General features: G+C 51.8%; 22 protein-coding genes and 2 tRNA genes. 16 read left to right on the forward strand and 8 right to left on the reverse strand.

All coding sequences use genetic code 11. From position 1 onward, the window contains the following. Positions 1-172 precede the first annotated feature (172 nt). From HYD27_RS09175 to HYD27_RS09210, 8 genes are all read left to right on the forward strand, one after another. Entirely contained in the window at positions 173-1,096 is a 924-nt protein-coding gene (locus HYD27_RS09175; RefSeq protein ID WP_228745051.1) for an ABC transporter permease, read from the forward strand. A gap of 12 nt (positions 1,097-1,108) precedes the next feature. After that, on the forward strand, positions 1,109-2,062 hold the full coding sequence (locus HYD27_RS09180; protein WP_219213966.1) for a carbohydrate ABC transporter permease: 954 nt from the start codon (positions 1,109-1,111) through the stop codon (positions 2,060-2,062). A gap of 224 nt (positions 2,063-2,286) precedes the next feature. Further along, positions 2,287-7,317 carry a sugar-binding protein gene (locus tag HYD27_RS09185; protein WP_219213968.1) on the forward strand — a complete coding sequence of 1,677 codons (5,031 nt, stop codon included), beginning with the start codon at positions 2,287-2,289 and terminating at the stop codon, positions 7,315-7,317. Positions 7,318-7,626: 309 nt separating this feature from the next. Next, on the forward strand, positions 7,627-8,271 hold the full coding sequence (locus HYD27_RS09190; protein ID WP_219213971.1) for a carboxylesterase family protein: 645 nt from the start codon (positions 7,627-7,629) through the stop codon (positions 8,269-8,271). Between the two features lie 14 nt (positions 8,272-8,285). Beyond that, positions 8,286-9,578, forward strand: a complete 1,293-nt coding sequence (locus HYD27_RS09195; RefSeq protein WP_219213973.1) for a Gfo/Idh/MocA family oxidoreductase — start codon at positions 8,286-8,288, stop codon at positions 9,576-9,578. A 36-nt stretch (positions 9,579-9,614) separates the two neighbouring features. Next, complete coding sequence (locus tag HYD27_RS09200; RefSeq protein ID WP_219213975.1) at positions 9,615-11,363, forward strand: amylo-alpha-1,6-glucosidase; 1,749 nt, start codon at positions 9,615-9,617, stop codon at positions 11,361-11,363. Next, on the forward strand, positions 11,360-12,259 hold the full coding sequence (locus HYD27_RS09205; RefSeq protein ID WP_219213977.1) for a glycyl-radical enzyme activating protein: 900 nt from the start codon (positions 11,360-11,362) through the stop codon (positions 12,257-12,259). Before HYD27_RS09200 ends, HYD27_RS09205 begins: the two co-directional genes overlap by 4 nt. Positions 12,260-12,272: 13 nt before the next feature. Next, positions 12,273-14,480, forward strand: a complete 2,208-nt coding sequence (locus HYD27_RS09210; RefSeq protein WP_219213979.1) for a pyruvate formate lyase family protein — start codon at positions 12,273-12,275, stop codon at positions 14,478-14,480. A 715-nt stretch (positions 14,481-15,195) separates the two neighbouring features. Here the strand turns inward: HYD27_RS09210 and HYD27_RS09215 are convergent. Together HYD27_RS09215 and HYD27_RS09220 are read right to left on the reverse strand one after the other, a co-directional pair. Continuing rightward, on the reverse strand, positions 15,196-16,203 hold the full coding sequence (locus HYD27_RS09215; RefSeq protein WP_219213981.1) for an S-layer homology domain-containing protein: 1,008 nt from the start codon (positions 16,201-16,203) through the stop codon (positions 15,196-15,198). Positions 16,204-17,082: 879 nt separating this feature from the next. Continuing rightward, entirely contained in the window at positions 17,083-18,042 is a 960-nt protein-coding gene (locus HYD27_RS09220) for an S-layer homology domain-containing protein (protein WP_219213983.1), read from the reverse strand. A 141-nt stretch (positions 18,043-18,183) separates the two neighbouring features. Between HYD27_RS09220 and HYD27_RS09225 the strand changes: the two genes are divergently transcribed. Next, positions 18,184-18,552 (forward strand): hypothetical protein, encoded by a 369-nt coding sequence (locus HYD27_RS09225; protein ID WP_219213986.1) that lies wholly within the window; start codon positions 18,184-18,186, stop codon positions 18,550-18,552. Positions 18,553-18,816: 264 nt separating this feature from the next. Here HYD27_RS09225 and HYD27_RS09230 read toward each other — a convergent pair whose 3' ends face one another. After that, positions 18,817-19,101 carry a hypothetical protein gene (locus HYD27_RS09230; protein WP_219213988.1) on the reverse strand — a complete coding sequence of 95 codons (285 nt, stop codon included), beginning with the start codon at positions 19,099-19,101 and terminating at the stop codon, positions 18,817-18,819. A 144-nt stretch (positions 19,102-19,245) separates the two neighbouring features. Here HYD27_RS09230 and HYD27_RS09235 point away from each other — a divergent pair, with 144 nt between their 5' ends. Then, the gene (locus HYD27_RS09235; protein WP_219213990.1) at positions 19,246-19,419 is read left to right on the forward strand and encodes an Arc family DNA-binding protein; all 174 of its coding nucleotides are present in this window, start codon (positions 19,246-19,248) and stop codon (positions 19,417-19,419) included. 253 nt (positions 19,420-19,672) lie between these two features. Here the strand turns inward: HYD27_RS09235 and HYD27_RS09240 are convergent, their stop codons facing one another. Then, positions 19,673-20,245, reverse strand: coding sequence for a CGNR zinc finger domain-containing protein (locus HYD27_RS09240; RefSeq protein ID WP_219213992.1), 573 nt, complete (start codon positions 20,243-20,245; stop codon positions 19,673-19,675). Between the two features lie 270 nt (positions 20,246-20,515). On the opposite strand from HYD27_RS09240, the gene HYD27_RS09245 reads away from it, so the two are divergent. Both HYD27_RS09245 and HYD27_RS09250 read left to right on the forward strand, forming a co-directional pair. Continuing rightward, positions 20,516-21,010 (forward strand): DinB family protein, encoded by a 495-nt coding sequence (locus HYD27_RS09245; RefSeq protein ID WP_219213994.1) that lies wholly within the window; start codon positions 20,516-20,518, stop codon positions 21,008-21,010. Between the two features lie 141 nt (positions 21,011-21,151). After that, the gene (locus HYD27_RS09250; RefSeq protein ID WP_219213996.1) at positions 21,152-21,322 is read left to right on the forward strand and encodes a hypothetical protein; all 171 of its coding nucleotides are present in this window, start codon (positions 21,152-21,154) and stop codon (positions 21,320-21,322) included. A gap of 81 nt (positions 21,323-21,403) precedes the next feature. Here the strand turns inward: HYD27_RS09250 and cmpA are convergent, their stop codons facing one another. Both cmpA and HYD27_RS09260 read right to left on the reverse strand, forming a co-directional pair. Continuing rightward, positions 21,404-21,541, reverse strand: coding sequence for a cortex morphogenetic protein CmpA (gene cmpA, locus HYD27_RS09255; protein ID WP_219213998.1), 138 nt, complete (start codon positions 21,539-21,541; stop codon positions 21,404-21,406). A gap of 87 nt (positions 21,542-21,628) precedes the next feature. Continuing rightward, positions 21,629-21,988 carry a hydrolase/acyltransferase gene (locus HYD27_RS09260; protein WP_219214001.1) on the reverse strand — a complete coding sequence of 120 codons (360 nt, stop codon included), beginning with the start codon at positions 21,986-21,988 and terminating at the stop codon, positions 21,629-21,631. A 119-nt stretch (positions 21,989-22,107) separates the two neighbouring features. Here HYD27_RS09260 and HYD27_RS09265 point away from each other — a divergent pair, with 119 nt between their 5' ends. Next, positions 22,108-22,593, forward strand: coding sequence for a SprT family protein (locus tag HYD27_RS09265; protein WP_219214031.1), 486 nt, complete (start codon positions 22,108-22,110; stop codon positions 22,591-22,593). Positions 22,594-22,610: 17 nt separating this feature from the next. Here the strand turns inward: HYD27_RS09265 and HYD27_RS09270 are convergent, their stop codons facing one another. Together HYD27_RS09270 and HYD27_RS09275 are read right to left on the reverse strand one after the other, a co-directional pair. Then, positions 22,611-23,255: a pentapeptide repeat-containing protein gene (locus tag HYD27_RS09270; protein ID WP_219214003.1), complete on the reverse strand. Its 645-nt coding sequence runs from the start codon at positions 23,253-23,255 to the stop codon at positions 22,611-22,613. Between the two features lie 33 nt (positions 23,256-23,288). After that, positions 23,289-23,717 (reverse strand): Lrp/AsnC family transcriptional regulator, encoded by a 429-nt coding sequence (locus HYD27_RS09275; protein WP_219214006.1) that lies wholly within the window; start codon positions 23,715-23,717, stop codon positions 23,289-23,291. 189 nt (positions 23,718-23,906) lie between these two features. Here HYD27_RS09275 and HYD27_RS09280 point away from each other — a divergent pair, with 189 nt between their 5' ends. From HYD27_RS09280 to HYD27_RS09290, 3 genes are all read left to right on the forward strand, one after another. Then, positions 23,907-24,137 (forward strand): MBL fold metallo-hydrolase, encoded by a 231-nt coding sequence (locus HYD27_RS09280; RefSeq protein WP_219214008.1) that lies wholly within the window; start codon positions 23,907-23,909, stop codon positions 24,135-24,137. A 125-nt stretch (positions 24,138-24,262) separates the two neighbouring features. After that, positions 24,263-24,338: transfer RNA gene (locus HYD27_RS09285), tRNA-Asn, on the forward strand. 7 nt (positions 24,339-24,345) lie between these two features. Then, positions 24,346-24,434 (forward strand) — tRNA-Ser (locus HYD27_RS09290). Positions 24,435-24,546: the final 112 nt, after the last annotated feature.

A 24,546-nucleotide genomic window follows, 5' to 3' on the forward strand; every position in this document is an offset into this window, starting at 1 on the left:
AGCATTATGGCCTGCAGGCATCGCCGACGTATCATACTCGGCGGTGCCTGCAGTCGTTAACGGCGCCGGAAAGTCAGATAGAAATTTTAATGCCGGCATAGATAATTTTATTCAACTCCTGCCGGAAGGCTTTTACAATAATAGAAGAAATGATAACAAAGGAGTGGGCTTTATGGGGAGTACCTCGGGATTCCTGCGTAAATTAATCAAATACCGGGCTTTGTTCCTAATGATCCTGCCGCCGATGGCCGTTCTGGTTATCAATAATTATATCCCGATGTTCGGAGTTATTGTCGCGTTCAAAAACTATAACTTTGTCGATGGGATTCTGGGAAGTCCATGGGCCGGCGTCAGTAATTTCAAGTATTTATTTCAGACGGAGGATGCCTGGATAGCAACCCGCAATACGCTGCTTTACAATGGGCTGTTTATTGTTTTGAATACGGTCGGGGCGATTTTTCTTGCAGTAGCCTTGAATGAGCTTAGAAACCGCCGCCTGGCCAAGTTTTTTCAGAGCAGCCTGCTGTTTCCGTATTTTTTATCCTTTGTCGTCGTCAGCTACATTGCTTATGCCTTTCTAGGCGGATACGGATATATCAATAAGGCTGTTCTGGAGCCGCTTGGCTTCTCCGGTATTTCCTGGTATACGGAACCTAAATACTGGACAGTGATCCTGCCGCTCGTCAATCTCTGGAAAAATGTCGGTTACTTCATGGTAGTGTACCTGGCCGCCATCGTCGGGATTGATCAGGAATACTATGAAGCGGCCGTCATTGACGGGGCTTCCAAATGGCAGCAAATCCGCGGCATCACCCTTCCGTTAATGGCACCGGTGATCATCGTTATGGTGATCCTGCAAATCGGTAAAATTTTCAGCGCGGATTTCGGCTTGTTCTACCAGGTGCCGCTCAATACGGGGGCCTTATATTCAACAACAAACGTTATTGACTCTTTCGTCTACCGTTCCCTGCTGGTCAGCGGAAATGTCGGCATGTCGGCCGCAGCGGGCTTTTACCAGGCATCGGTAGGGATCGTTCTGGTGCTGCTGACCAATTACATTGTGCGTAAAATAAGCAGGGAAAACGCGCTTTACTAAGGAGAGAAAGAAATGAGTACATCTGTCGAGATTGTGCCGAAGGCCTATGAGCAGGGCGGCAAAACGAAAACATCCGGTTACGGCAACCAGGTTTCGCGGCCGGCCAATATCCTGCTGGTTGCCATGTTCACGGTAATCAGCATCGCTTGCCTGTATCCGCTGCTGCTGGTCATTTCGGTCTCATTTACGGACGAGCAAACGATAATTACGCAAGGATACAATATCTTTCCAAAAGTGTTCTCAACCTATTCCTACCGGTATTTATTTGAGGATGCCGAAAAAATTTTCCGCGGATACGGCGTTTCGATCCTGGTCACGGTCATCGGTACGTTAGGCAGTCTGCTGCTGACCTCGCTGCTTGCCTATCCGATATCCCGCAGGGATATGCCGCTGCGGAATGCCATTGCCTTTGCCGTCTTTTTCACCATGCTGTTCAGCGGCGGTCTTGTCCCCTGGTACCTGACCTATTCGGCGATCGGACTCAAGAATACCGTCTGGGTATTGGTGATGGTCCACCTGGTTTCGCCATTTAATGTCATCATTATGCGAACCTTCTTTGCGAATACGATCCCTGTCTCGCTGATAGAATCGGCGAAGATCGACGGAGGCGGAGAATTCCGGACCTTCGCGCAGATTGTCCTGCCATTGTCCTTGCCCGTTCTGGCTACCATCGGCTTGTTTCAAACCCTGGTCTACTGGAATGATTGGTTCACGAGCTCCATATTCATCAGCGACAACAATTGGGTCAGCCTGCAGTACCTGATGTACAAGGTCAGCTACAATATTCAATATTTGAATTCCGGCATGGTGGACAGCGCGGTGGCCGGCAGTGAGGCGGCCAAAATTCCGACGGAAACCGTACGCATGGCCATGGCGATTGTCGGGATTGGACCGATCATCTTCGCCTATCCGTTTTTGCAGAAATATTTTGTTAAAGGTTTGACGGTCGGCGCTGTAAAAGGCTGAAGAAGCTATCGGAGATGTGCGGCAATTACAGGTTTAGCGACACATTTGAGGCTCACTTCGGATGTGTCGTTTTTGATGCCGGGATTATTGCGAATGTTCAAAGAAATTGAAAGGTTATTATAGAAAATTTAATTCACCAATTATTTGAAAGCGCTTACGATTAAGCGGGAAACAAATTCATGCAAATAATTTGTCTCCATCAAAAATGAAGGAGGATGAGAGGTTTGAAGACTAAAGCAAAAGCGCCAAAGTTGTTCCGCAGAGCGGGCGGTATTCTGCTCACCGCAGCCTTGGTAATGTCCGTCTATCCCGCATGGCCGGCAAAGGCCGGGGCGGCAAGCCCCGTGTATGACCTTACGGTCTCGGACACCGATCAGCAGACGGTCAAAGGCTGGGGCGTGTTCCCGTCGTGGAACCGTGCCGACTGGAACCGTAATTTCATTGACAAGACAGGCGCGCAGCAGGCACTGTTTCAGGATTTGGGCGCCAGCATGTTCCGGATCATGATCCCTGCTGTCGCGGGGGACGGCGATGGAAACCTGATCGGCGCCAAAATGCAGGAAATCTACGACTTGGTTGACGTTGCGGAGAATCATGGGATGCACGACTATATTATATCTGTATGGTCCCCTCCGGTAGGAATGAAAACCATCCCGACCGTCAACGGCTGGACGGGAACCGAGCATGTGCGGCTCCGCACCGACAAGGAGGATGCCTATACTTCCTATCTGGTTGATGCCATTCAGTGGCTGACCGCCGAAGGCGCGAGTGTGCCCCAAGCGCTGAGCTTTCAAAATGAACCGCTCTCGCAAATCATCAGCGAATGGTGTTATTGGGGAGGAGACAACGGGGTGCAGTACCAGCGGGTCGCGAAGCTGCTCCGCTCCAAATTGGATGCTGCGGGCCTTAACAGCATTCAGATTCTGGGCCCCGAAGGAGCCACCTACCATGAAAATGAGCTTCTGCTCGGTCAGGATTTCTCCGCACTGACCCAGGACACGGAACTGGACAATGCGATTGCCGGCCTGACCTCCCACAGTTATTTTTCCAAGGGCTACGACAACACGGGAGTATATCAGGACTATTTGGACGCCTTGAATCATTTTCCGGAGAAGGACCGTTGGCAGACCGAATACAGCACCTTGATTTCGGGCATTTCCGAGATGGATATGGCGATTAACGTCTCCCAGCGGCTGGCGAGCGATATGGCCTTTATCCGGAACAATTACTGGTTCTGGTGGCTGGGCTGGGCCAACGGCAGGCACCCGACGGACGTAGGGGAGGTGCTGCTGGACGGGGATGGTTATACCGTAACCAAGTCCAAGGCATTTTACGTGCTGAGCAAAATTTTCAGCAATGTGCCGGTCGGCTCAACAGTGAGACGCATCAACGCCGATCCGGCTTCCGGGCTGACCACGGATGATTCGGTTTGGATGGACGGGGTCGCTTTTGTGAGCGGCAGCCAGACGACCGCGCTGGTCGTAAATCCGGCGGATCAGGCCAAAACGGTAAATATAAAAGGCTTAACGGGAATGACCGCAAACGTCTATCAGACTGCCCCCGATATTGCGCTGGGGCAGGATATGAGGCTGGCCGCCTCACGGAACATTCAAGGCGGAACGGCTTCGGTCATCGAGCTGCCGGCCAAAAGCGTTTCTGTCGTAGTCACCTCCGGCACGGATACGGCTCCGCCGCATGTAACCTTTGACCAATCCGGCAGTTCTTCGGCGCCTGACGCATCCTACGCGGTAAGGGAACCTCAGTTCACGGTGTCCGGCCATCTGGATGAGCCGGGAACGCTGCTTATTAATGGGGTACCGGTTACAGTAGGCAATGATCTCAGCTTCAGCAAGGATATAACGCTGCAATCCGGCATGAACACGATCACTGCTGCAGCCACGGATACGCTGGGGAATGCGGGCAATCCGGTACAGCTGAATATCCGGTATGATCCAGGCTATTTGGGGCTGTCGCTGGACCAGAGCGGCGTGATATACGTCCGGCAAGAGAACTACATTGTAACGGGACGGACGAACGGAAGCGCCACGGTGAAGATCAAACAGGAATTTGACGGTGCGACGGTGAGTGAGAACACCTATAGTGTCGGCACGCCGACCCCTCATGAGAATGGGGATTTGATCCGGCAGATCTTTAACGACAACTATGTCAAGGCAGGCATTCTAGCCGGCGGCCTGACTACAAATGCGCAAGCCGTCCGGGATGCCGACACCGTATTTACGCCGGAAGAAGGCCTGTATTCGTTAAGATTGAAATTAAACAATCCGGCAGGGTTTTCCCGTATTAATTTCGACTTTGTAAATACGGCGTACATGGGCGTGACGGAAGATTATGCGGCTGTCCGGGATAGGGCTGCCCTTCAGTTCTGGGTCTATACCAAAACCAAACAGGATAGCTTCTCCGCTGTTTTGGAATCGGATAACAACGGTACCGCTGTGGAAGCCCGCGTTCCGCTGGTAAACTATATCGCCGCAGCCGATTACGGGAATAAATGGGTGCAGGTGACGATACCCTTAACCGATTTTGATGCCGCCGCCCACTATAATCCGGCAACCAACCAGACGCTTGCCCTGCCGATTGCCTGGGACAAAATAAAGGGAATCGGATTTTCCAACGAAGCCGCCGTGTATTATGATCCCCATGTAGACGACATCAAACTGGTTTACGACAATCAGCCATCCGAACCGCCGGTGCCGCAGCCCACGGATTTCAGCGCAGGGCTGAAGCTGCTCGTCGGCGATAATACGGTTACCGCTTCGGCGTACAATGAGCTGAACCAGCAAGCGGCGCCTTCCGTCGTCCATGTGGTCTATGACCCGGACCCTCCCGTCATTACGGTGCCTTCTACGGGGGCGACTGCGGGAACCAGCTATGTGCTGAACGGAAGCGTCAATGAACCCGCAACGGTTAAGGTCAACGGAATTACCGTCACTCTGAAGAGCGACAATTCATTTACAGCTGTCGTGCCGGTTGTCAAAGGGGAGAATGCCATCATCGTTGTGGCGGAGGATCTGGCACACAATGTTTCTGAGGCTGTAGTAAACGTAACCAGTGATCCGGTAGACGACGGTTCGCTGACTCCCGGCGTTACTTACGGGAACGCTGCGGAAGCTGCGCCATCCATTGACGGAAATCTGACGGAAGCCGGCTGGAGCATCAATAACCGGGTGGAAAAAATGATAACCGGCACCTCCGATAATAATGTAAGCTTCGGCACGATGTGGGATGCCGGCTATCTGTATGTCGGAGTGAAGGTACTGGATGCCGATTTGAAAAATGACTCTGATCCGGACAAAACGTACCAGGACGATTCGGTGGAAATTTATATCGACGGCGACAACAGCCGCAGCTCCACCTACGGTCCGGACGATCATCAAATTACGCTCGGCTGGCATGACAGCCAGATTGCCGTCATCGGAGCCATGACCGGCGTCCAATTCGCCCAGCAGGATATCGACGGCGGATTTACGGTCGAGATGGCCATCCCGTGGAGCGGCATAGGTATCCCAGCGCCACATACCGGGTCCGTGATCGGCTTTGACGTAGCCTATAACGATGATGACGGACATAATGGAGGCAACCGCGAAAGCCAATTGATGTGGCGGGGCAACGGGGATAACTGGCTCAGCACATCCGCTTTTGGAAGCTTGTATTTGAACGATGGGAAAAATGTGACAGTCGCTCTTGAACCGTCCGGAGCTTTAACGACGGACGGCATGCTGAACGAACCTTATTGGGCCCTGCGCAGCAGGGTAACCAAGAATATCACCGGTACGTCGAATAACAGCGTGAGATACGGCGTACTTGGAGATACGCAGAATCTGTACGTTGGCATAGAGGTTCTTGACGCCGAACTCAGAAATGACTCGGCGCAATCCTATCAGGATGACTCCGTAGAGATTTATATTGACGCTGACAACAACCAGGGCACCGTGTATGATGCCTATGACCATCAAATCACGCTCGGTTGGCATGACAGCCAAATTTCCATGATTGGAACCCTGCCCAATGTCCAATATGCCCAGCGGGATATCAGCGGAGGGTATACGGTGGAGATGGCCATTCCGTGGGCCTCGCTGAATATCACGCCGGCCCGGGACATTACGCTGGGATTTGATGTCGGGATCAACGACGATGACGGAAATAACGGCGGAAACCGCGAAAGCCAGCTGATGTGGAACGGAACAGGGAACAATTGGCAGGACACTTCGGAGTTCGGCCATTTGCTGGTACACAATTTAAGCCTGCCTTTGCCGGATGTTACCGTACCGGAGCCGGAAGGCTTGGCGGTCTTTACGGACAACGCTGCAGACCTGAGCAAATTGTACGCGAAGACAGCGCATATTGTGAACGCTTCCGGCCATCCGGAGAATTTCAACAATGATGCGGAGCGGATGACGCACAACATCGATAACCCGGCAGAGCCGGAATATGTGATTTATCAATCGCCTGCCGGAGATATTTATTCCTTTGATATTACGACCGGACTCTACTCCACTACGCCGCAGTTTGCCATATACGGCTCTGCGGACAACGTGACCTATACGAGGATTACGGCAAAACCGGCGCTCATTGGCGGTGCAAACGGCTACTCCGTATTCAGCAATACAGCAGGCAGTCTTCCGGCGGGAACCAGGTATTTGAAGATTGTGTTCCCGGGAATGGCAAACTGGATGGAGCAGTTAATGGACGTATCCTTCAAGTACTTTGACGAACCCTCCGGACCTCCCGAGGATGAGGTTAAAGCGGAATTCACGGACGATGGCGTTGACTTGACGAAATTGTATGACAAATCCGCCCATATCGTAAATGTACAAGGCGGGCAACTGGATAAATATGCGGGAGACAACGACCGGATCATTCACAGCAATGACGATATTATGGAGCCTGAATTTGTGACCTACAAGTCTCCGGATGCGGACATCTATTCGTTCGATTTTAATGTAACCGCATGGGTTGGACTGCCTTCTACAGTCGGCTTCGAGGTGTATGGTTCCGGAGACGGCGTAAGCTTTGCCAAACTGCCCGTCGCTCCGGTGATGCTGAGCACTTCATCCGGCTACAACACGCTTAGCATCAGAATGGACAAGCCGGCCAGGGGCATCCGGTATTTGAAAATTGTGTTCCCCTACGGAGATCCGGCGTGCGACAACTGGACCAGTACGATCAACAGAGTGAAGTTTACCTACGGAGTTGCATCGGCCAGCCTGAATGGCGGCGGCAATGAAGAGATCTAGAGCGTCCCGATTCTAACGGAGTATTCATGAAAATTAAAGCGAAGGTATGCTGAAAAATGGGGTGTCCTCACAGGAGCTTCGGCGTTTTTAAGCCCGGGTTCTGCTGATGGCCCCCTTTTTTTGCGGCATCTCGGCTTGAAGGATCCAATATATTTCTCCGGCTGCGGGTGCCAAGGAACATGGATAGAAATTTTAAAGCCAGAAGTGTTTTTTTAATTAAGGTATTGGCAGACCCCCGCTATAATGAAACTGCCGGCAAGAATTAGGGAATCAGGTGATGGGATGGAGAGAATTGCCCGAGAGGTAAAAATGGAAATTACGCGCAGCTTTAAAATGAACTACCGCTTGTATCTGCCCCGGGATTACAAGAGGGATGAAGCTGCAGCCTGGCCTTTGGTTGTGTTCCTCCACGGGGCGGGCGAGAGGGGCGATGATCCGCAGCGGCTGGGAATGCACGGCATTCCGAAGGAAGCGGACGAAGGCAGGGAGTTTCCTTTTCTGATCCTGGCCCCTCAATGTCCGGACTCTTCCGTCTGGATCATGCAGCACGATCAGGTCATGGAGCTCACAAGCAGGATTTGCCGGGAATACCGCGTAGACCCGCGGCGGATTTATTTAACGGGAATCAGCATGGGCGGCTTCGGAACATGGGAGATTGCCATGTCGTATCCCGAGGTGTTTGCAGCGATTGTTCCCGTATGCGGCGGAGGCATGTCATGGAGAGCGGATCAGCTGCTGTCCACCCCTGTCTGGACGTTTCATGGCGGGAAAGATGACGTTGTTCCTATCGTCTACACGGAAGAGATGGTGAGAGCGCTGAAGGCGTCAGGGAACCCGGTTCAGTATACCGTTTATCCCGGAGCCGGACATGACTGCTGGACGGAAGTGTACCGGAGGGAGGACCTTTACGAATGGCTGCTTGAGCAGCGCCTGCCGAAAAAACTACTAATATAAAAGGGTGAATAGAGATGAATGGGAAAAAGAAGTTTGTCCAGGTTGGAACCGGCGGAAGATCCGAATTGTTTTATTCGGCGATTGCGGCGGACTTTAAAGAAACCTCGGAGCTGGTTGCATTTTGTGATCCGAATCAAACCCGGATGGATTACGCCAATAAGCTGCTTACGGAGAAATATGGTTATCCGGCGGTACGCACTTACAAAACCGGGGAATTTGATCAAATGATCGAGACGGAGAAGCCGGATGCCGTGATCATTACCAGCATGGACCGCACACATCACCGCTATATCATCCGCGCCATGGAGCTCGGCTGCGATGTTGTAACGGAAAAACCGATGACGGTCGATGAGAAGAAATGCCAGGACATTCTCGATGCCGTTGAACGCACGGGACGGAATGTACGCGTGACGTTCAACTACCGGTATGCCCCCCATCATACGAAGGCCAGGGAGCTGATCGAAGACGGAGTCATCGGGAAGGTAAGCTCGGTCCATTTCGAATGGCTGCTGAACACCCGGCACGGGGCGGATTATTTCCGCAGATGGCACCGCGACAAACGGAACAGCGGCGGATTGCTGGTGCACAAATCGACGCATCATTTCGACCTCGTCAACTTCTGGATCGGCTCCCAGCCGGAGACGGTGTTTGCTTTTGGCGATCTGATGTTCTATGGAAAGGAAAACGCAGAGAGCAGGGGCGAGACCCGGTTTTATGAACGGGCAACGGGAAATCCGCTTGCGCAAGACGACCCGTTCGCTCTGCACTTGGACCAGAACGAGAACCTGAAGGCCATGTACCTGGATGCGGAGCATGAGGACGGTTACCGCCGCGATCAAAGCGTATTTGGCGACGGAATCAGCATTGAGGATACGATGGGGGTTATCGTCCGCTACAAAAATAATGCGATTATGACGTACTCCTTGAATGCCTATATGCCGTGGGAAGGATACAGAATCGCCTTTAACGGCACCAAGGGAAGAATTGAAATGTCCGTCGTCGAGCAGTCGTACGTCAACTCAGGCGGTGAAAAAGCGCAGGAGGGCGCCATATTGGGGCAAAAAATCACGGTATTCCCAATGTTCGGGGCTCCTTATGAGGTGAAGGTTGATGATGGGGTCGGCGGTCACGGAGGCGGAGATACGGTCATGCTTAACGATATTTTCGGAACGCCGGTCTATGACCGCTTCCACCGGGCAGCCAATCATATCGACGGAGCGCGGTCGATCCTGACAGGCATCGCCGCGAACCGGGCCATCCGCACCGGCCAGCCGGTGAAGGTCAGTGACCTTGTAACCTTCAAATGAAGCCGCAGTCCAGAGTTCTATATGGAGGTTAAGCCCATGAAGTTACCGAATATTTGGGGACCGGGAAATTTATTTGCCTTTTCGGGCCTGGACGGCCCCTGCACTTACAGCGATAGTCTGGTTGGTGCCTTATGCGGGGACCGGATCGGCGTAATATTTTATACGCAAATCAAAAGTCAGCTGTCGCTGGTGCTGAAGCAAATTAAAGATATCGATTATACGGTGGTCGCTTCCGATATGGTGCAAGCTCATTTTACGGGGGTCAACGGAGAGAAGTACCCGTTTACCATGCTCTTCTATGCGCAGGATACCGTCATTGGACAGACGACCGAATCGGCTTTGCCGGTTATTTTTTTCGAAGAGGCTGCGGATGCCGCTCCCGAGACCACGGAAAGTGTCCGTGTGTACAATTGCGGTGATGAATATATCGCTTTTGCCGTCAACCGCGGGGAACCGCTCGTTTCCTTTGCTTATGCGGTCAGCCGCGTCAGCGGGCAGGATGCGGCAGACAAGGCCGCACAGGCGATGAAGGCGGATATTCATGTGGAGGCGGCCAGGAAGCTGGACTTTTTTGCCCGGCTCCCTGAAGCCAAGACAAATAATGAGGACACGGAAAGATTGTATTATAAATGCTTTTCGACAATGAAATCGCAGGTATACACCCCGGAAGGGAAGTTCCGCTCCAGGTGGACGACACCCGACCGGCTTCCCCACAAACGGCTGTGGCTCTGGGATTCGGTGTTCCATTCCCTCGGGAATAAGCATATTTCGGCCGGGCTGGCTTACGACAGCATCAAGGCGGTTTTCGATACACAGCAGGAGGACGGATTTATCCCGCACATGTCTTCACCGTTCGAAAGCTCCGAAGTTACACAGCCGCCGGTCATTGCGTGGGGACTTTATGAGCTGTACCGGCATTCCGGAAACCTGCGGATATTGGAGGAATGCTATGAGGGCTTGAGGAAATACCTGATGTGGAACAAGCGGCACCGCGACCGCAACGCCAATTGGCTGTTCGAATGGAAGGTCGAGGAAGACAATGCCCATTGCCGCTGCGATGAATGCGGGATGGATAACTCTCCGCGGTTTGACGATGTGCAGGCCATGGACTGCATCGACTTTTCCTGCTTTATGGCGAATGAGGCCAGGATGATGGCCAAGATAGCCTCCGTTTTGGGGCGGAATGAAGATGCTGAATTTTGGCAGGAATGCTATGGCAAGATCAAGGCGGCTGTGAACGGATATTTGTGGAATGATCAGGACCGGTTCTACTATGACAGGCTGGTGCAAGGCGGGGAATGGAAAAAGGTGAAGGCGGTTTCCTCCTTCCTGCCGTTGTTTGCGGGGATATGCGGGCCGGATCAGGCGGAAGCGCTCGTGCGGCATCTGGAGGACCCCGGCTCGTTCGGGACGGAGCTTCCGATCCCCAGCATTTCGCTGGATGACCCGACCTTCGGAACCGACATGTGGCGCGGCCCGGTGTGGATCAATTACAACTATATGATTTCCCGTGGCTTGCAGGAGTATGGCTACCGCGAACTGGCGCAGCGCATTATTCAGAAAACGGTGGACGTCCTGACGTTCTGGTATGCGCATGACGGAGTGGTTTACGAGTTCTACGACAGTACGGACAGGGTCTCGCCCAGCCATCTGAACCGCAAAAGCAAAAGCCTGAAGCCCTACCAGTTTCAGGTCCGCATGCAGAGCATCAGGGATTACGGCTGGAGCTGCACACTGCTGCCGGCGATGATTCTGGAAAGCGAAGCGGATGGTGATTCCCATTGAAGGGGACAGTTACCGATATTCAGCGGTTTTCTCTGCATGACGGGCCGGGGATACGAACTACTGTGTTTATGAAAGGCTGCAATTTGAGCTGCGCCTGGTGCCATAATCCGGAAACGATCCGGTCTGGTCCGGAGCTGCTCTATTATGGTTCAAACTGCATTCATTGCGGGGAATGTGCGAAGGTCTGTCCTGCGAAGGCGCACCGCCTGGAGGAAGGCCGGCATGTTTTTGACCGCTCCTTATGCGGGTCCTGCGGGAGATGTGCCGGGGTTTGTTTTTCCGGGGCATGCCTCTTGTCGGGCAAGATTATGGAAGTGGAGGAAGTCCTGGAGGAAGTTATGCAGGATGAGGCGTATTACCACCGTTCGGGCGGGGGAATTACGGTGTCCGGCGGCGAGGCGTTTATGCAGGCCGGGTTCGTGGCGGAGCTGCTGAAGCGCTGCCGCGGGCAGGGCATTCATACGGCTGTCGAGACAAACCTGTCCTTTCCCTGGGAACGGATGGAGGCGGCGCTTGTGCACACGGATCTGGTTATGCTGGATATTAAGCATTGGGACACGCAGGAGCACCGGAAATGGACGAACCTGGGGAACGAGAGGGTACTGGATAATATCCGGCGCCTGACCGGGGCTGAGATCCCCTATATCGTGCGGACTCCGGTCATTCCCGGCGTCAACGATTCCGCGGAATGCATATCTTCGATTTGCCGGTTTCTGGTTCGGGAAGGGAAGGCGGAACATTACGAGCTGCTGCGGTTCAATCCGTTTGGCGGGGCAAAGTACCAAGCGCTGGAAAAGCACGATGCCTTTGCCGGCGCCGCCGTTCCGGATGATGCCATAATGTTGAGCCTGAACGGGATCATCCGGGACTTCGGACTGGCTGCTGCAATCGGTTAAAGGGGGGCTTTCCATGAAAGATACCATCATTCGGGAATACCTGAACCAGCTGGATATAGAGCATGAATTAAGCTTTGCAGAACGGATTATGCTTTTGCGGGAACGGAAGCTGTCCCAAACCAAATGCAAGGTGGAGCGGGAAGGCGGACTTGACGAAGACGATTACGGCAGAATCGTGCCTCCGGACGGATTTGGCTGGCAGATCCTTCCGAATCATCCGGACGGGTCCTTCTATGGATATGAGGGATGGACGGAGAATTTCTGCAGTCTGCTGGAGAGGCATCCGCTGTACTTGGACCCTTTGGATGCCATGGCGGGGAAATGGATGTTCTTCCTGTCGAGAATGAAAGGCCCGATCTGGAAGCCGGAATTGGATGCTTCCCATTTGAAGCCTCTTCAAGAGAAATACGATATTATCAGCGGAATTGGGCTGGACGCCCATTTTGCACCGGATTACCGCATCGGCCTGGAGCTGGGCTGGGGCGGACTGCTGGAGAAGCTGAAAGCCTTCGGAGCCCTTCATGAGGATGAGCCGCAGAAGGCAAGGTTTTACGATTCGGAGGTGAAGACCGTCCGTGCTATTCAGGACTGGATACGGCGGACCTCTTCACTGGCCGCGGAGCTGGCTGCCATCGAGCGGCACCCGCAGCTGAGGCGCAATCTTCAGGACCTTCACGAAGTGAACGAATGGATTGCGGTGAAGCCTCCCCGGACGCTGCGGGAGGTCTGCCAGTGGATCTGCTGGTTCAATATGGCTTCTCGGACATATAACCGGGATGGTGCAGGCGGCCAGCTGGATGAACTATTGCGGCCTTATTTCGAACGGGATGTCTCGGAGGGGCGGATCACGGAGGAGGAAGCCCGCTTCTATATTGCCTGTCTTCTGCTCAATGATCCCCATTATTACCAGCTTGGAGGCCCGGACCGTCACGGGAAGGATATGACCAGCCGCGTATCCTATGTGATTCTCGAAGCGGCCGCAATGATCAACACATCCTGCAATTTGACGATACGGGTTCATGACGGGCTGGATGCGGAATTTTTCCGCAAATCGGTTGAATGCTTGCTGGCTAACGGGAACGGCTGGCCGCGTTACTCCGGAGACCGGGCATTGGTGGAAGGGTTCGTCCGTGCCGGTTATCCGCAGGAGCTGGCCCGGGAGCGGATCGCAGTCGGCTGCAATTGGATGTCTCTGCCGGGACTGGAATACACCATGAACGATCTGGTGAAGGTCAATGTTGCCAAGGTCTTCGAGATTGCCTTCTGCGAAACGGCTGCTTCCGGTTCCGCAGAGCCTTCCCTGGAGCGGCTGCTGGAGTGCTTCCGGCAGCATTTGAAGCAGGCGGTGGAGACCGCCGCGGACGGCATCGCGTTCCAGCTCGCCCATCAGGCGGAGAACGAGCCGGAGCTGGTACTGAATCTGCTGTCCCACGGACCTGCCGAAAGGGGACTGGATGTGTCGGCGGGAGGCGCGCGGTATTATAACATGGCCATTGACGGCGCGGGTCTGGCCACCGTGGCGGATTCCCTGGCGGCGATTGAGCAGCGGGTCGTGAAGGAGAAGCGCCTCACCTGGAAGCAATTGGCCCTCTGGATGAAGGCTGATTATAAAGGGACCGGCGGGGAATACGTGCGTCTGATGATGAAGGCCAGCGGGCGGTACGGCCAAGGTAATTCAGCAGGGGACCGCTGGGGAGTGGAGATATCCGGAATGTTTAGCGAATTGGTCCGAGCGCAGATGGACCGTTATCCTGTCCAGTTTATCCCGGGCTGGTTCTCCTGGGCCAACACGCTCGGGCTGGGGAAGGCGGTTGGCGCTACCCCCGATGGGCGCAGAGCCGGGGAAGCCATCAACCACGGGGCCAACCCTGCCCCTGGCTTCCGCAAGGACGGGGCAGTGACCGCAATGTCCAACATTGTTGCCTCGGTTCAGCCCGGCTACGGCAATACGGCACCCCTGCAGCTTGAGCTGGACCCTCATCTGGCCAACGCCCCAGGCGGCGTCGACAAGATCGCGGCGTATATCCGCTCCATTTTTGATCTCGGGGCCACGCTGCTCAATATCAATCTGATCAGCAGGGAAAAAGTGCTGGAGGCCCACCGTGACCCGGGCCTGCATCCCGATCTGATCGTCCGTGTCACCGGCTTCACCGCCTATTTCTCCATGCTGTCCCCGGAATTCCGGCAGCTGGTCGTAGACCGGATGCTCGAAGCCCGGTAATGGCAATTTTCGTGATTTTAAGCTCCTTATGTGGGAGCGTGGCTTGAAATCGGCTGCCGGAAGCCGCGGCTTATTTGACATTTGTCGCTCCTTATGTGGGAGCGTGGCTTGCAGAGAAGCTTCGGCCCGGGTAGGTCGCTCCGTATGGTTGCGCTTTGCAGGAGGAACAACCGGAATCGTGGGTGCAGGAAAGTGGAGTACAATGAAGTGAAGTGGAATTAGTGAACTTAAATGGTCAGAAAAGCTGGCGGTAGAGGGAATAGTGGTAAAAAGGTAACCTAATTTCAGCGTATTTCCTTGCAAAGGGGCGAAATGGATGGATTAAGTATCCTTTTTCCCACTAACACTTTCGAAACAGGGGAGGTGGGGAGAATTAGGTTCACTTTTTCCACTTGGGCTTACCGCCAGGTTTCAGCTGCCCGCCTTACACCTGAAATTTCTAACAGCTACGCTGTCCAATGAAGGATGGCATAGCTGTTTTGTTCTTTACCTCGCTCACTATGTAGGAGCGTGAAATGAAATTTTTATGGGTTGATATTCATGATACCCGCACTATTCGCCGCTCCCTATGTGGGAGCGTGGACTTGAAATATTTAGCGTGCAGCAAATTGCATCACATAGGCCGAATCCGAAAAGAACAGATCAAGCTCCCACGCTGGCGGGATATGATCTGTTCTGTGCTTCAGTTTCTTTTAACTTTACGTTCACCGTACGGCTATAATTTACTGGATATTGGATCGGAGGCTGGCTGCAGCCAACGCGAACCCATTACAGGCTCTGCTGTGGCAGTGTAGCCTTCGGGCAGATACGTGACTACCGTCCCTTTGGTGATGACTTGCGGGTACATCATATCCGGGTCGGGCAAAGTGACTTTGAAGTAGATCACTGCGTTTGTAGCACTGGTGAATTCAATACTTTCTACCTCCAGGCCGTATCCGGGGTTGGGCAGATTGCCGACGGTAATGGTGGCTTTGTTGACGCCTTCAGCGGCTTTTTCCAGGACGACATCCGAAATGTAGTTATTGACCGGAACCGGCTCCGGCTCGGAAGGCTCAATTTCTGTTTCGCCCTGGTTGATTGTCCGTGCGGCAAATTCAGCGGCATCATGAACCATGACAGCGGCTTCGGAGCGGGTGATGATGTCTGCCGGGCGGAATTTGCCGTTATCCAGCGTAATAATCTTCGTATTCAGCAGAATTTGCAGGCTGTTCATCATGTCCTGGGAGAGCTTGTCGCCATCATCGACCATTACATACATCTCGGTGTAGGCAAAATCACCCTTGCTCTGCAAGGCTTCCGTCAACAAATGCGCGAACTCGGCGCGGGTCATCGTAGCATTCGGATTGAGATTCTGCGCCAGAGTGAGGCCGTTCTGCTTGGCAATCAGGAACGAGGAAGCATACCAGGCGTTGTCTTTTACATTGTCAAAAAGAGCGCTGGCCGTAGAAGAGCCGCTACTCCCCGGCTGTGGCGAAAGCACCAGTCCTTTGACTAGGAATTGTACGCCTTGAGCCAGAGTCACTTTAGCGTCGGGGGCAAAGGTGCCGCTGGTTACACCATTGATAACGCCTGCATCATACAGTGCATTGATTTTGGTTTCGGCAGCATTTCCCTTCAGGTCGGAAAAAGCAAAAGCAAATGCCCCGAAAGATAAGCTGGCAGCCAGGATTCCGCACGCGATGCTTATTTTTTTTGCGCGCTTTATTAGATTTGGTTGTCTCATGTACATCACCTCTACCTACTTAGATGGTTTATAGAAGGAAAATGTTGCACTTGGTAATAAAAATACTATATAGATTGAACCGGAGAAGTTGAAGGCTCATGAAACGTAATGAGGTGAACAAGGAACGAAGCGAAGTGGAAACAGTAAATCTACTTCTCCGGAATCATGGCTGCAAAGCAATATCATCTGAACCTGAAAAGTTAAGCGGGTCCATCCAGCTGTTATGCTGTTCGAAGCTCTACCCAATGAAAGCTTAGGGCAGTTCTATCCTGCAATTTCGAATGTGGAGGCAGTGAGGAAAGCGATTGGGGATTTCTAAGGTATAGCGGGGCGTTTAGGGAAGTTAAACAGCGGGAATCTGAAAATTTTGCGGCTGTTATGAGAGCGGAGAGTCCAGTGCTATTGCGCGGCCAGAGGAACCCGGGAGCTGCTGGAAAACAACAATTTTCTGCTTGCTACGTAATATCGTACAATATAATGGAATAGTCTATCTATCAGGGGACGAAACAATGATTAAGGTTGATTTGCAATTGAGAAAATCGCCTTAGCGGCCTTAGAGAGGTAGTGCGAATGTATAGCGCCCATGAAATCCCCGGGTCCTTCGCACCGGATTTATTACATTATTTGTATAAAGTATCGAGACCGAAGTTGCTGCCGGTTCGTATTCAGCGTAATAAAGTGGATTTAAAAGGAATTGAAATTTTGTGCTGTTTTTAAGTGCAGAATCGCTGTCGCTCCCTATGTGGGAGCGTGGACTTGAAATATTTAGCGTGCAACAAATTGCATCACATAGGCAGAATCCAAAAAGAACAGATCAAGCTCCCACGCTGGCGGGATATGATCTGTTCTGTGCTTTTATGTTCACCGTGTGGCTATAATTTACTGGACATTGGCGCTCGACTGCAACCAACGCGAACCCATCACAGGCTCTGCTGTGGCAGTGTAGCCTTCGGGCAGATACGTGTCTACCGTCCCTTTGGTGATGACTTGCGGGTACATCATATCCGGGTCGGGCAAGGTGATTTTGAAGTAGATCACTGCATTTGTGGCACTGGTGAATTCAATGCGCTCTACCTCCAGGCCGTATCCGGGGTTGGGCAGATTGCCGACGGTAATGGTGGCTTTGTTGACGCCTTCAGCAGCTTTTTCCAAAACGACATCCGAAATATAGTTATTGACCGGAACCGGCTCCGGCTCGGAAGGCTCAATCTCCGTATCGTTCTGGTTAATCACCCGTGCGGCAAATTCAGCGGCATCATGAACCATGACAGCGGCTTCGGAGCGGGTGATGATGTCTGCCGGGCGGAATTTGCCGTTATCCAGCGTAATGATCTTTGTATTCAGCAGAATTTGCAGGCTGTTCATGACTTCTGAAGAGAGCTTATCGCCATCGTCGACCACTACATACATTTTGGTAACCGGAAAATTACCCTTGCTCTGCAAGGCTTCCGTCAACAGATGCGCGAACTCCGCGCGGGTCATCGTAGTATTCGGATTGAGATTCTGCGCCAGAGTGAGGCCGTTTTGCTTGGCTATCAGGAACGAGGAAGCATACCAGGCGTTGTCTTTTACATTGTCAAAAAGAGCGCTGGCCGTAGAAGAACTGCTGCCACTCGCCTGTGGCGGAAGCTCCAGTCCTTTGACTAGGAATTGTACGCCTTGAGCCAGAGTCACTTTAGCGTTGGGGGCAAAGGTGCCGCTGGTTACACCATTGATAACGCCTGCATCATACAGTGCATTGATTTTGGTTTCGGCAGGATTTCCCTTCAGGTCGGAAAAAGCAAAAGCAGATGCCCCGAACGATAAGCTGGCAGCCAGGATTCCGCACGCGATGCTCATTTTTTTTGCGCGCTTTATTAGATTTGGTTGTCTCATTGTGCATCACCTCTATCTACTTAGATGGTTTATGGAGGATAAATGTTGCACTTGGTAGAGAAAAAATACTATCCTGATTAATTTATCTATATAATGAGATACCTTATGGTTTTGTTTGCAGTTGCTTTTGGAATGGTGCTGAGCACTTATATTCGGACCAAAGAAATTCAGACCGATGTTCAGAAAATCAAAGAAAAACTGGGCATCGCAGACGAAGGTGAACCGGTTGTGAGCAACGAAGCAATAGAAGCGGGGCTGGAAAGCGCAGTTGTTGAACGATCAAGGGAAGACGCTGGAGTAGCTGTGCGGGGAAACCTGATTTCGAATGTGGAGGCAGCGAGGAAAGCGATTGGGGATTTCTCAGGTATGGCGGGCTTTAGGGAAGTTAAACAGCGGGAATCCGGAAATTTTGCGGCTGTTTATGAGGGAGGAGAGTGCAAGTGTCTTAGAGCAAGAGGACAAGCCAGCTTTTAGCATGCTTGAGGCAATGTCTCTGGGAGAGTTTGAACTATGCCTCCAAAAAGATAGGTTAGGACGTTGTAAGGTTAAATGTAAATTGCAGAGAAACAACGGGATTAGTGAGTATCGTGCTGAAATCGTTGCTGAACAAGGCATCGACACGGAGGATATTAGAAAACTGATATACTATTTCAAGAAGATGGCGAGAATAAGGTAGTAGGCGTCATAAATTTGAATTAATTGTTTTCACGAATCATAGAAGGCGAAACTAAAACAAACTTATCGGCGCGATTCACCAGATAGTTTGTTTAGATTCATGCCATCTTTTAGTCCTTGTTTATACATTAACGTTTCCGCAATGCATTGGAGTAGAGTAGTGCTTGTATCATAATTCTGAAGAATCAATTTGCATTCTTGAGGAAGTAGGGATACCAACTCTACGAAAGTATCATTACATTCTGATATTAATTGTTTATATTCATCCGAATTAGACAAAATTGAGTGGGCTGCATACTCCATATGAATGGAAAGAAATTGGTCAAAAGCTTGTTCTAGATTTGCCATAGAGGTTCCCCCGATGAGAAGAAAATAGAGATCAAGTATAAATAAAATTATATAGTGACACCACTTAGATGTCAATGTGAATCTATAAGCGTTTATTTCACAATGATACAATAATGCCATCACTTTTTAGGGAGTACAAAACATATGGCAACTGATAAAAGAGTGTTTACACTACGCTTAAAAGATGAAAATTTCAGTAAAATCAAATTTATTGCTGATAAGAATAAGCGATCTATTGCTATGCAGATCGAATATTTAATCGAACAACATATAGAACAATTTGAAAAGGAAAAGGGAATTATCAGGACGGAAGAATAAGTTAGCTTTTCTTAGAGAATATTTATTAATTGGAGTAATTGTCTTTCGTGCACTCCGGTAAAGTGCGAACCTGAAGCTCACACGAAATCCCTAGGAGGTTCGCACTTTTACTGCCCTGAGCCCTTATATGGTAAGAGATACAGGGCTACCTGTCGCTCCCCGTGCGGGAGCTGGATTGAAATTTGTAAATTTTTAAATGAGTAGGAAACTTCGAACTCGTCGCTCCTTACATAGAGCATCTTCACACCATCCATTATTCCGGGGAATTCCCCTCAATATCCGCCTTCTTGCGTGCCCGGAAGCGGCGGACCTTCATCAGGTTGCCGCAGAGCTTGTCGTCGCAGTAGCGCTTGGAGCGGTTGCGGGTTTCGTCGTAATAGACCCACTGGCAATCGGGATTTTCGCAGATGCGGAAGCGGGAGGTTTCTTTTTCAAGCAACGCTGCGGCAAAAGAAGACGCTATCTCCGCCATCACTTGCGCCCAATCGGCACGCTGCGGCAGGAGGACAATCTGCGCTGCGCCTTCTTCGCTCCACAGGATCTGTCTTACCTCAGATCCCCCAGCCATATATTCATTCAACTGCTCCAGCAGCGCCCGGTTCGGTGTATGACCCTGCACCAGCTTCTGCACCTCAGCCCACATGAAGCCCCTTAGCTGCTGCAATTGCTTCAGCTCCGCAGGCTTCAGCGGCAATTCTGCCTGCAATGCATGCTGCTCCAGCCAGGTGGCGAGCCATTCCGGTTCCATGAGCTTGTCCTTGTCCTTGCTGCGGTCGCCTGTCCGCCAATCCCGCCAATAGCTGTTCATGAAATCGTCCCACAGCACGGTTAATCGCTCCTTCGGTCAAGTCATCTTTCCATTGATTGTAACAGTTAAACTGCATATTTGCCAGTTACTTGATCTGCGGCGGAGAATATGCTATCTTGTCATTGTAACCATTATTTAAGTCGTTAAGTCGTTACTCAACTTGAAGTGAGCTTTGTGCGGTGACGCTTCCGGATGCGTATGCTGGCAAAAGTAAGGCGACTTTTCAGAAAAGCTGGTTACTAATTGAATCTAAGAAACCTGCGGCCACAAAAATTTAGGAGGTAAAGCATGCAGAATAAGATCAGTGATGTTTTGCTGCAAAATTGGGATTATGCGATGGATATCGAGGATTGGGCTCCGCCGCTGAGTGTTGCGCTCGAAGGGGTGAACAGCGGGCAGGCTGCCTGGAAGCCGCAGGGGGAAGCGGGCAATTCCATCTGGGAGACGGTCAACCACTTAACCTACTACAAGGAGCGTCTGCTGAACAAGCTGAAGGGATTGCCGCAGCTGCCGGATGCAGAGAGCAATGATGCAACTTTTACAGTTACAGACAGCGGCGAGGCAGCGTGGGAGCAGGCGGTAGCCAAGCTGAAGAAGATACATGCTTCTCTGCGGGAAGTGATTGAGGCCCTGGAAGAAGGAGCTTATGATTGGGGCGGCTCGGGACATGCTCCGGGCGAAGAAGTGATGAGTCTGATTCTGCATGATTCCTACCATACCGGACAGATAGTGCTGGTCCGCAAGCTGCAGGGCTCCTGGCCGTCGAACCGCAGCTTCAGCTAGAAGACAACAGTCTGAAACAGAAAGCCGCATTTCCGCTTCTCCTTGCAACCGGGGGGGAGACCCGGAGCTGCGGCTATTTGTTTCAAGCGGGAGCGGGGAGGGGTAATGGATGCTATCTGCGAGAGACGGAAGGAGAGATTGATGATGGAACCGAATTACAAGGACAGAAGTGTTGAAGTAGAGCGTACCGAGGTACACAAGAAGTCGGATTCCAGCGTTGTCGCATCCACGTTTATTAAATATGCCGCCTATATTATTATAATTTTTGGAATCCTGTTTTTCCTGGTCAAATACGTCTTTCCGATGTTCTAGGCAACTCATTGACAACAGCAGCACATATACACAAAACCCATCCTCCGCATTAACGGGGATGGGTTTTGTTGTACAGGTCTGCTATACTTCCCGCTTCATGGAGTCACGGGATTCGGCGGAATTGCGGTAAAAAAACCAGCATTCGTTCAGCAGCTTGATCTGACGGCGGTCTTTTTTGGAATAAGCCTTCATGAGCTGATGGCAGAGCCACTGCGGCAAGAGTACCCCTCCTCTGGCGTGCTAACGTAAGATAGCATATGGGGGAAGCCGCCCAAAGGTGCAGCGGCAGGCCGGATTTCCGGTTATCTAGTGTACGCCTTCTTCTTCCTCTTCGTACCACTGCTCAAGCTGGGCCTGAAGCGCGCGGATTTCTGTCAGCAGTGAGATGAGCGGATAGTTGCTCTCCTGAATGGAAGCAAAAGCATTCTCCAGCCGGTTAATATATGCCAGTCCGGATTCCAGCGAATGATCCTCGCGCAGCAGCTCCAGGGAATCACACTCCGCAATAGCTATTGGCAGATCCGGCACGTTGTCCGCTGTCAGCTTATCGATTTCTTTATTGAGGCGAAGATTGAGGGCGCTTAGCTGATAAGCATATTCCTCCGGCATTTCCACGAACTGCAATTCCTGATGCTGCTGCAAAATTACATAACGCATTTTCGGCATAAGTCATTCTCCCTCCGTACTTGTCTTCCTTCTTGACAGTGTAGCCTATGGGCAAGTTACAATTCAAGTAGAGATATGAATTCCTGTGGAGAGGACTTGTGAGAGAAACGATGACAAGAATGAGCAATGAAGAGCTGCAGCAGTGGATCGAGCAGGTGTCGCAGGACAGCTTCGGTGTCCCTTTCCGGCACAAAGCCAGCTTTAACAGCCGGCTCAGCACAACAGGCGGAAGATATTTTATCAAAAGCCATAACATAGAGATCAACCCGATGCAGCTGGAAATGTTCGGGCGTGAAGAGACCGAGCGGATCATCAAGCATGAGCTGTGCCATTACCATCTGCACCTGGCGAAGCGGGGATATATGCACCGGGATGCCGATTTCAAGAAGCTGCTCGCCATGGTCGGCGGCAGCCGCTTTTGCCAGACCCTGCCCGGAGCAAAAGCGCGAAAGCCGCTGCCTTACCGGTATAAGCTTGTCTGCACTGCCTGTGCCACGGAGTACCCGCGCAAGCGCAAGGCCGATCCGAAGCGCTACCGCTGCGGCAACTGCGCCGGCAAGCTCAAGCTGATCGCACTGGAAGAAGGCAAAGGCAAAGCCACATAACCCCCAATTCGGCTGCCTTAATCTGCCTTGATGACCAGGCCCAGCAGTCCGGCGAAGGAAGCGGCCTGGTCTGCGGAGATGATACAGCCCGCGAGATCTTCAATATCGACATTCAGACCGGAGAACCGGCAATCGCTGAGGTCGATTTCTTTTAGCCTGCAGCCCGCCATGATAGCCTGATCGATCTCGCATTTGGAGAAATCCACCTGGTGCATGGCCGCCTGATAATAATCGCTGCTGTTCAGCCGGCAGTCCACAAAAGCCACGCCTTTAAATTTGCCGAAGCGGAAGCTGGCGAAATCCCCGATAGAGTCCACAATACGCACATTCTGAAACCGCCCTCTGCCGAAGTCTGCTCCAATCAGCTTACAGTTCCGAAACTCCGTCCGGTGCACAAAAGCATCGGCAAAATTCACATTCGACAGATCGCAATTTTCAAAAATCACATCCGTCAGCTCGATCGCGTTCAATGTGGATTCGGTAATCGTCACATTTCTGAAAATCACTTTATCGAACGACACCCTCGCCGCTTCCTGATATTCAATAACGCAATCGCTGATGAGGCAACGGCTTAGCTCCTCCTTCGAATGAAGGGTATGTACTTGCTGCGGCGGCAGGGAGTTTTCTTCAGAGATTTTGGGCGGATCAATCTTGCTCTTCATCTTTACCTCCACGTGATTTATTTAGTGCCGGTTCTATTTAAGCTGGCCTATTCCGAGATTGACCCGGTAATTGCCGAACTCCAGCAGCTGGTCCAGAAAGGCATTCAGCTCCTCCTGGTCCCTGGCGCGCACCCGCATCCAATAACAGCCCTCTCCGCTCACACGGTGCAGCTCGGCCACAGCTTCATGCTCCTGTGCGAATTTTTGAAAAGGCGGGTGGGTTTTGTTGGAGCTGAGGAACACCGTAATGAAGGCGTGAAGGTTCAGCCTAAGCTTCTGCGGATTCCAGCGGACAGTGTAGCCTTCGATAATTTCCAGCTCCCGCATTCTGCGGATTCGTGCGCCGGCAGCCTGCCCTGTCAGGTGTATTTTCTCCCCAATTTCCTTATGGGTCAAACGAGTATCTTCTATTATATAGTGTAGGATTCTGTAGTCTGTATTATCTATTGTGTAGTTTTCCATTTTAACTAAAATTCCTTTCCGGGTGAAAGCAGAAATGTTGAATTTCTTTCGCCGCACAATGTATTCAGAACGAGGGGTCGCCTATACTTAGATTGTAGCAGAAGTCAGGGTGGATGAAAGGGGGGGTATGATGAAAATTCAGCTTATCCGCAATGCAGCCTTATGGCTGGAATATGGGGGGAATCGGAGGTGATCATCGTCAATGCAGGCGGAGCGCAATTTGTGACCGGAGGGCATATTACAATGAATGAGCAGGATATTGTTGAGCTGTGCCGTTATGCACCGGCTGCATCTGTGATTGCCGTGCATATGGAGGCCATTAACCATTGCCTGCTCACCCGTGAACAGCTTGCGGGCCGGCTGGAGCAGGAGGGACTGCTGGAGCAAGTCAGGATTCCGGGGGATGGGGAATGGTGTTAACGCTGGGAAAGTGCCGCAGGAATTACCGGAATCTGCTGCCCCTGCTGAAAGCGATCCCAAAGTGGTGCGTTACGCTTGACTAGTCTACAAAATCATGATAAATTATTCCTTGTTCATGTGAATGTTCCCTGATAGCTCAGTTGGTAGAGCACTCGACTGTTAATCGAGTTGTCACAGGTTCGAGTCCTGTTCGGGGAGCCATTTTCTTGGAGAGATACCCAAGTGGCTATAAGGGGACCCTCTGCTAAGGGGTTAGACTGCGTAAGCGGTGCGAGGGTTCGAATCCCTCTCTCTCCGTTCTGAATATACTTCCCTGTTAGGGATGAGAACCCTTAGCGGTTCGTTGGAGCATAAGCTTCGTTAGGATTGCATCGCAATCTCTCGCGAAGCGAGAGTATCCCTCTCTCTC

The organism is Paenibacillus sp. S150, from assembly GCF_019352175.1.
Lineage (GTDB): Bacteria > Bacillota > Bacilli > Paenibacillales > Paenibacillaceae > Paenibacillus_AQ.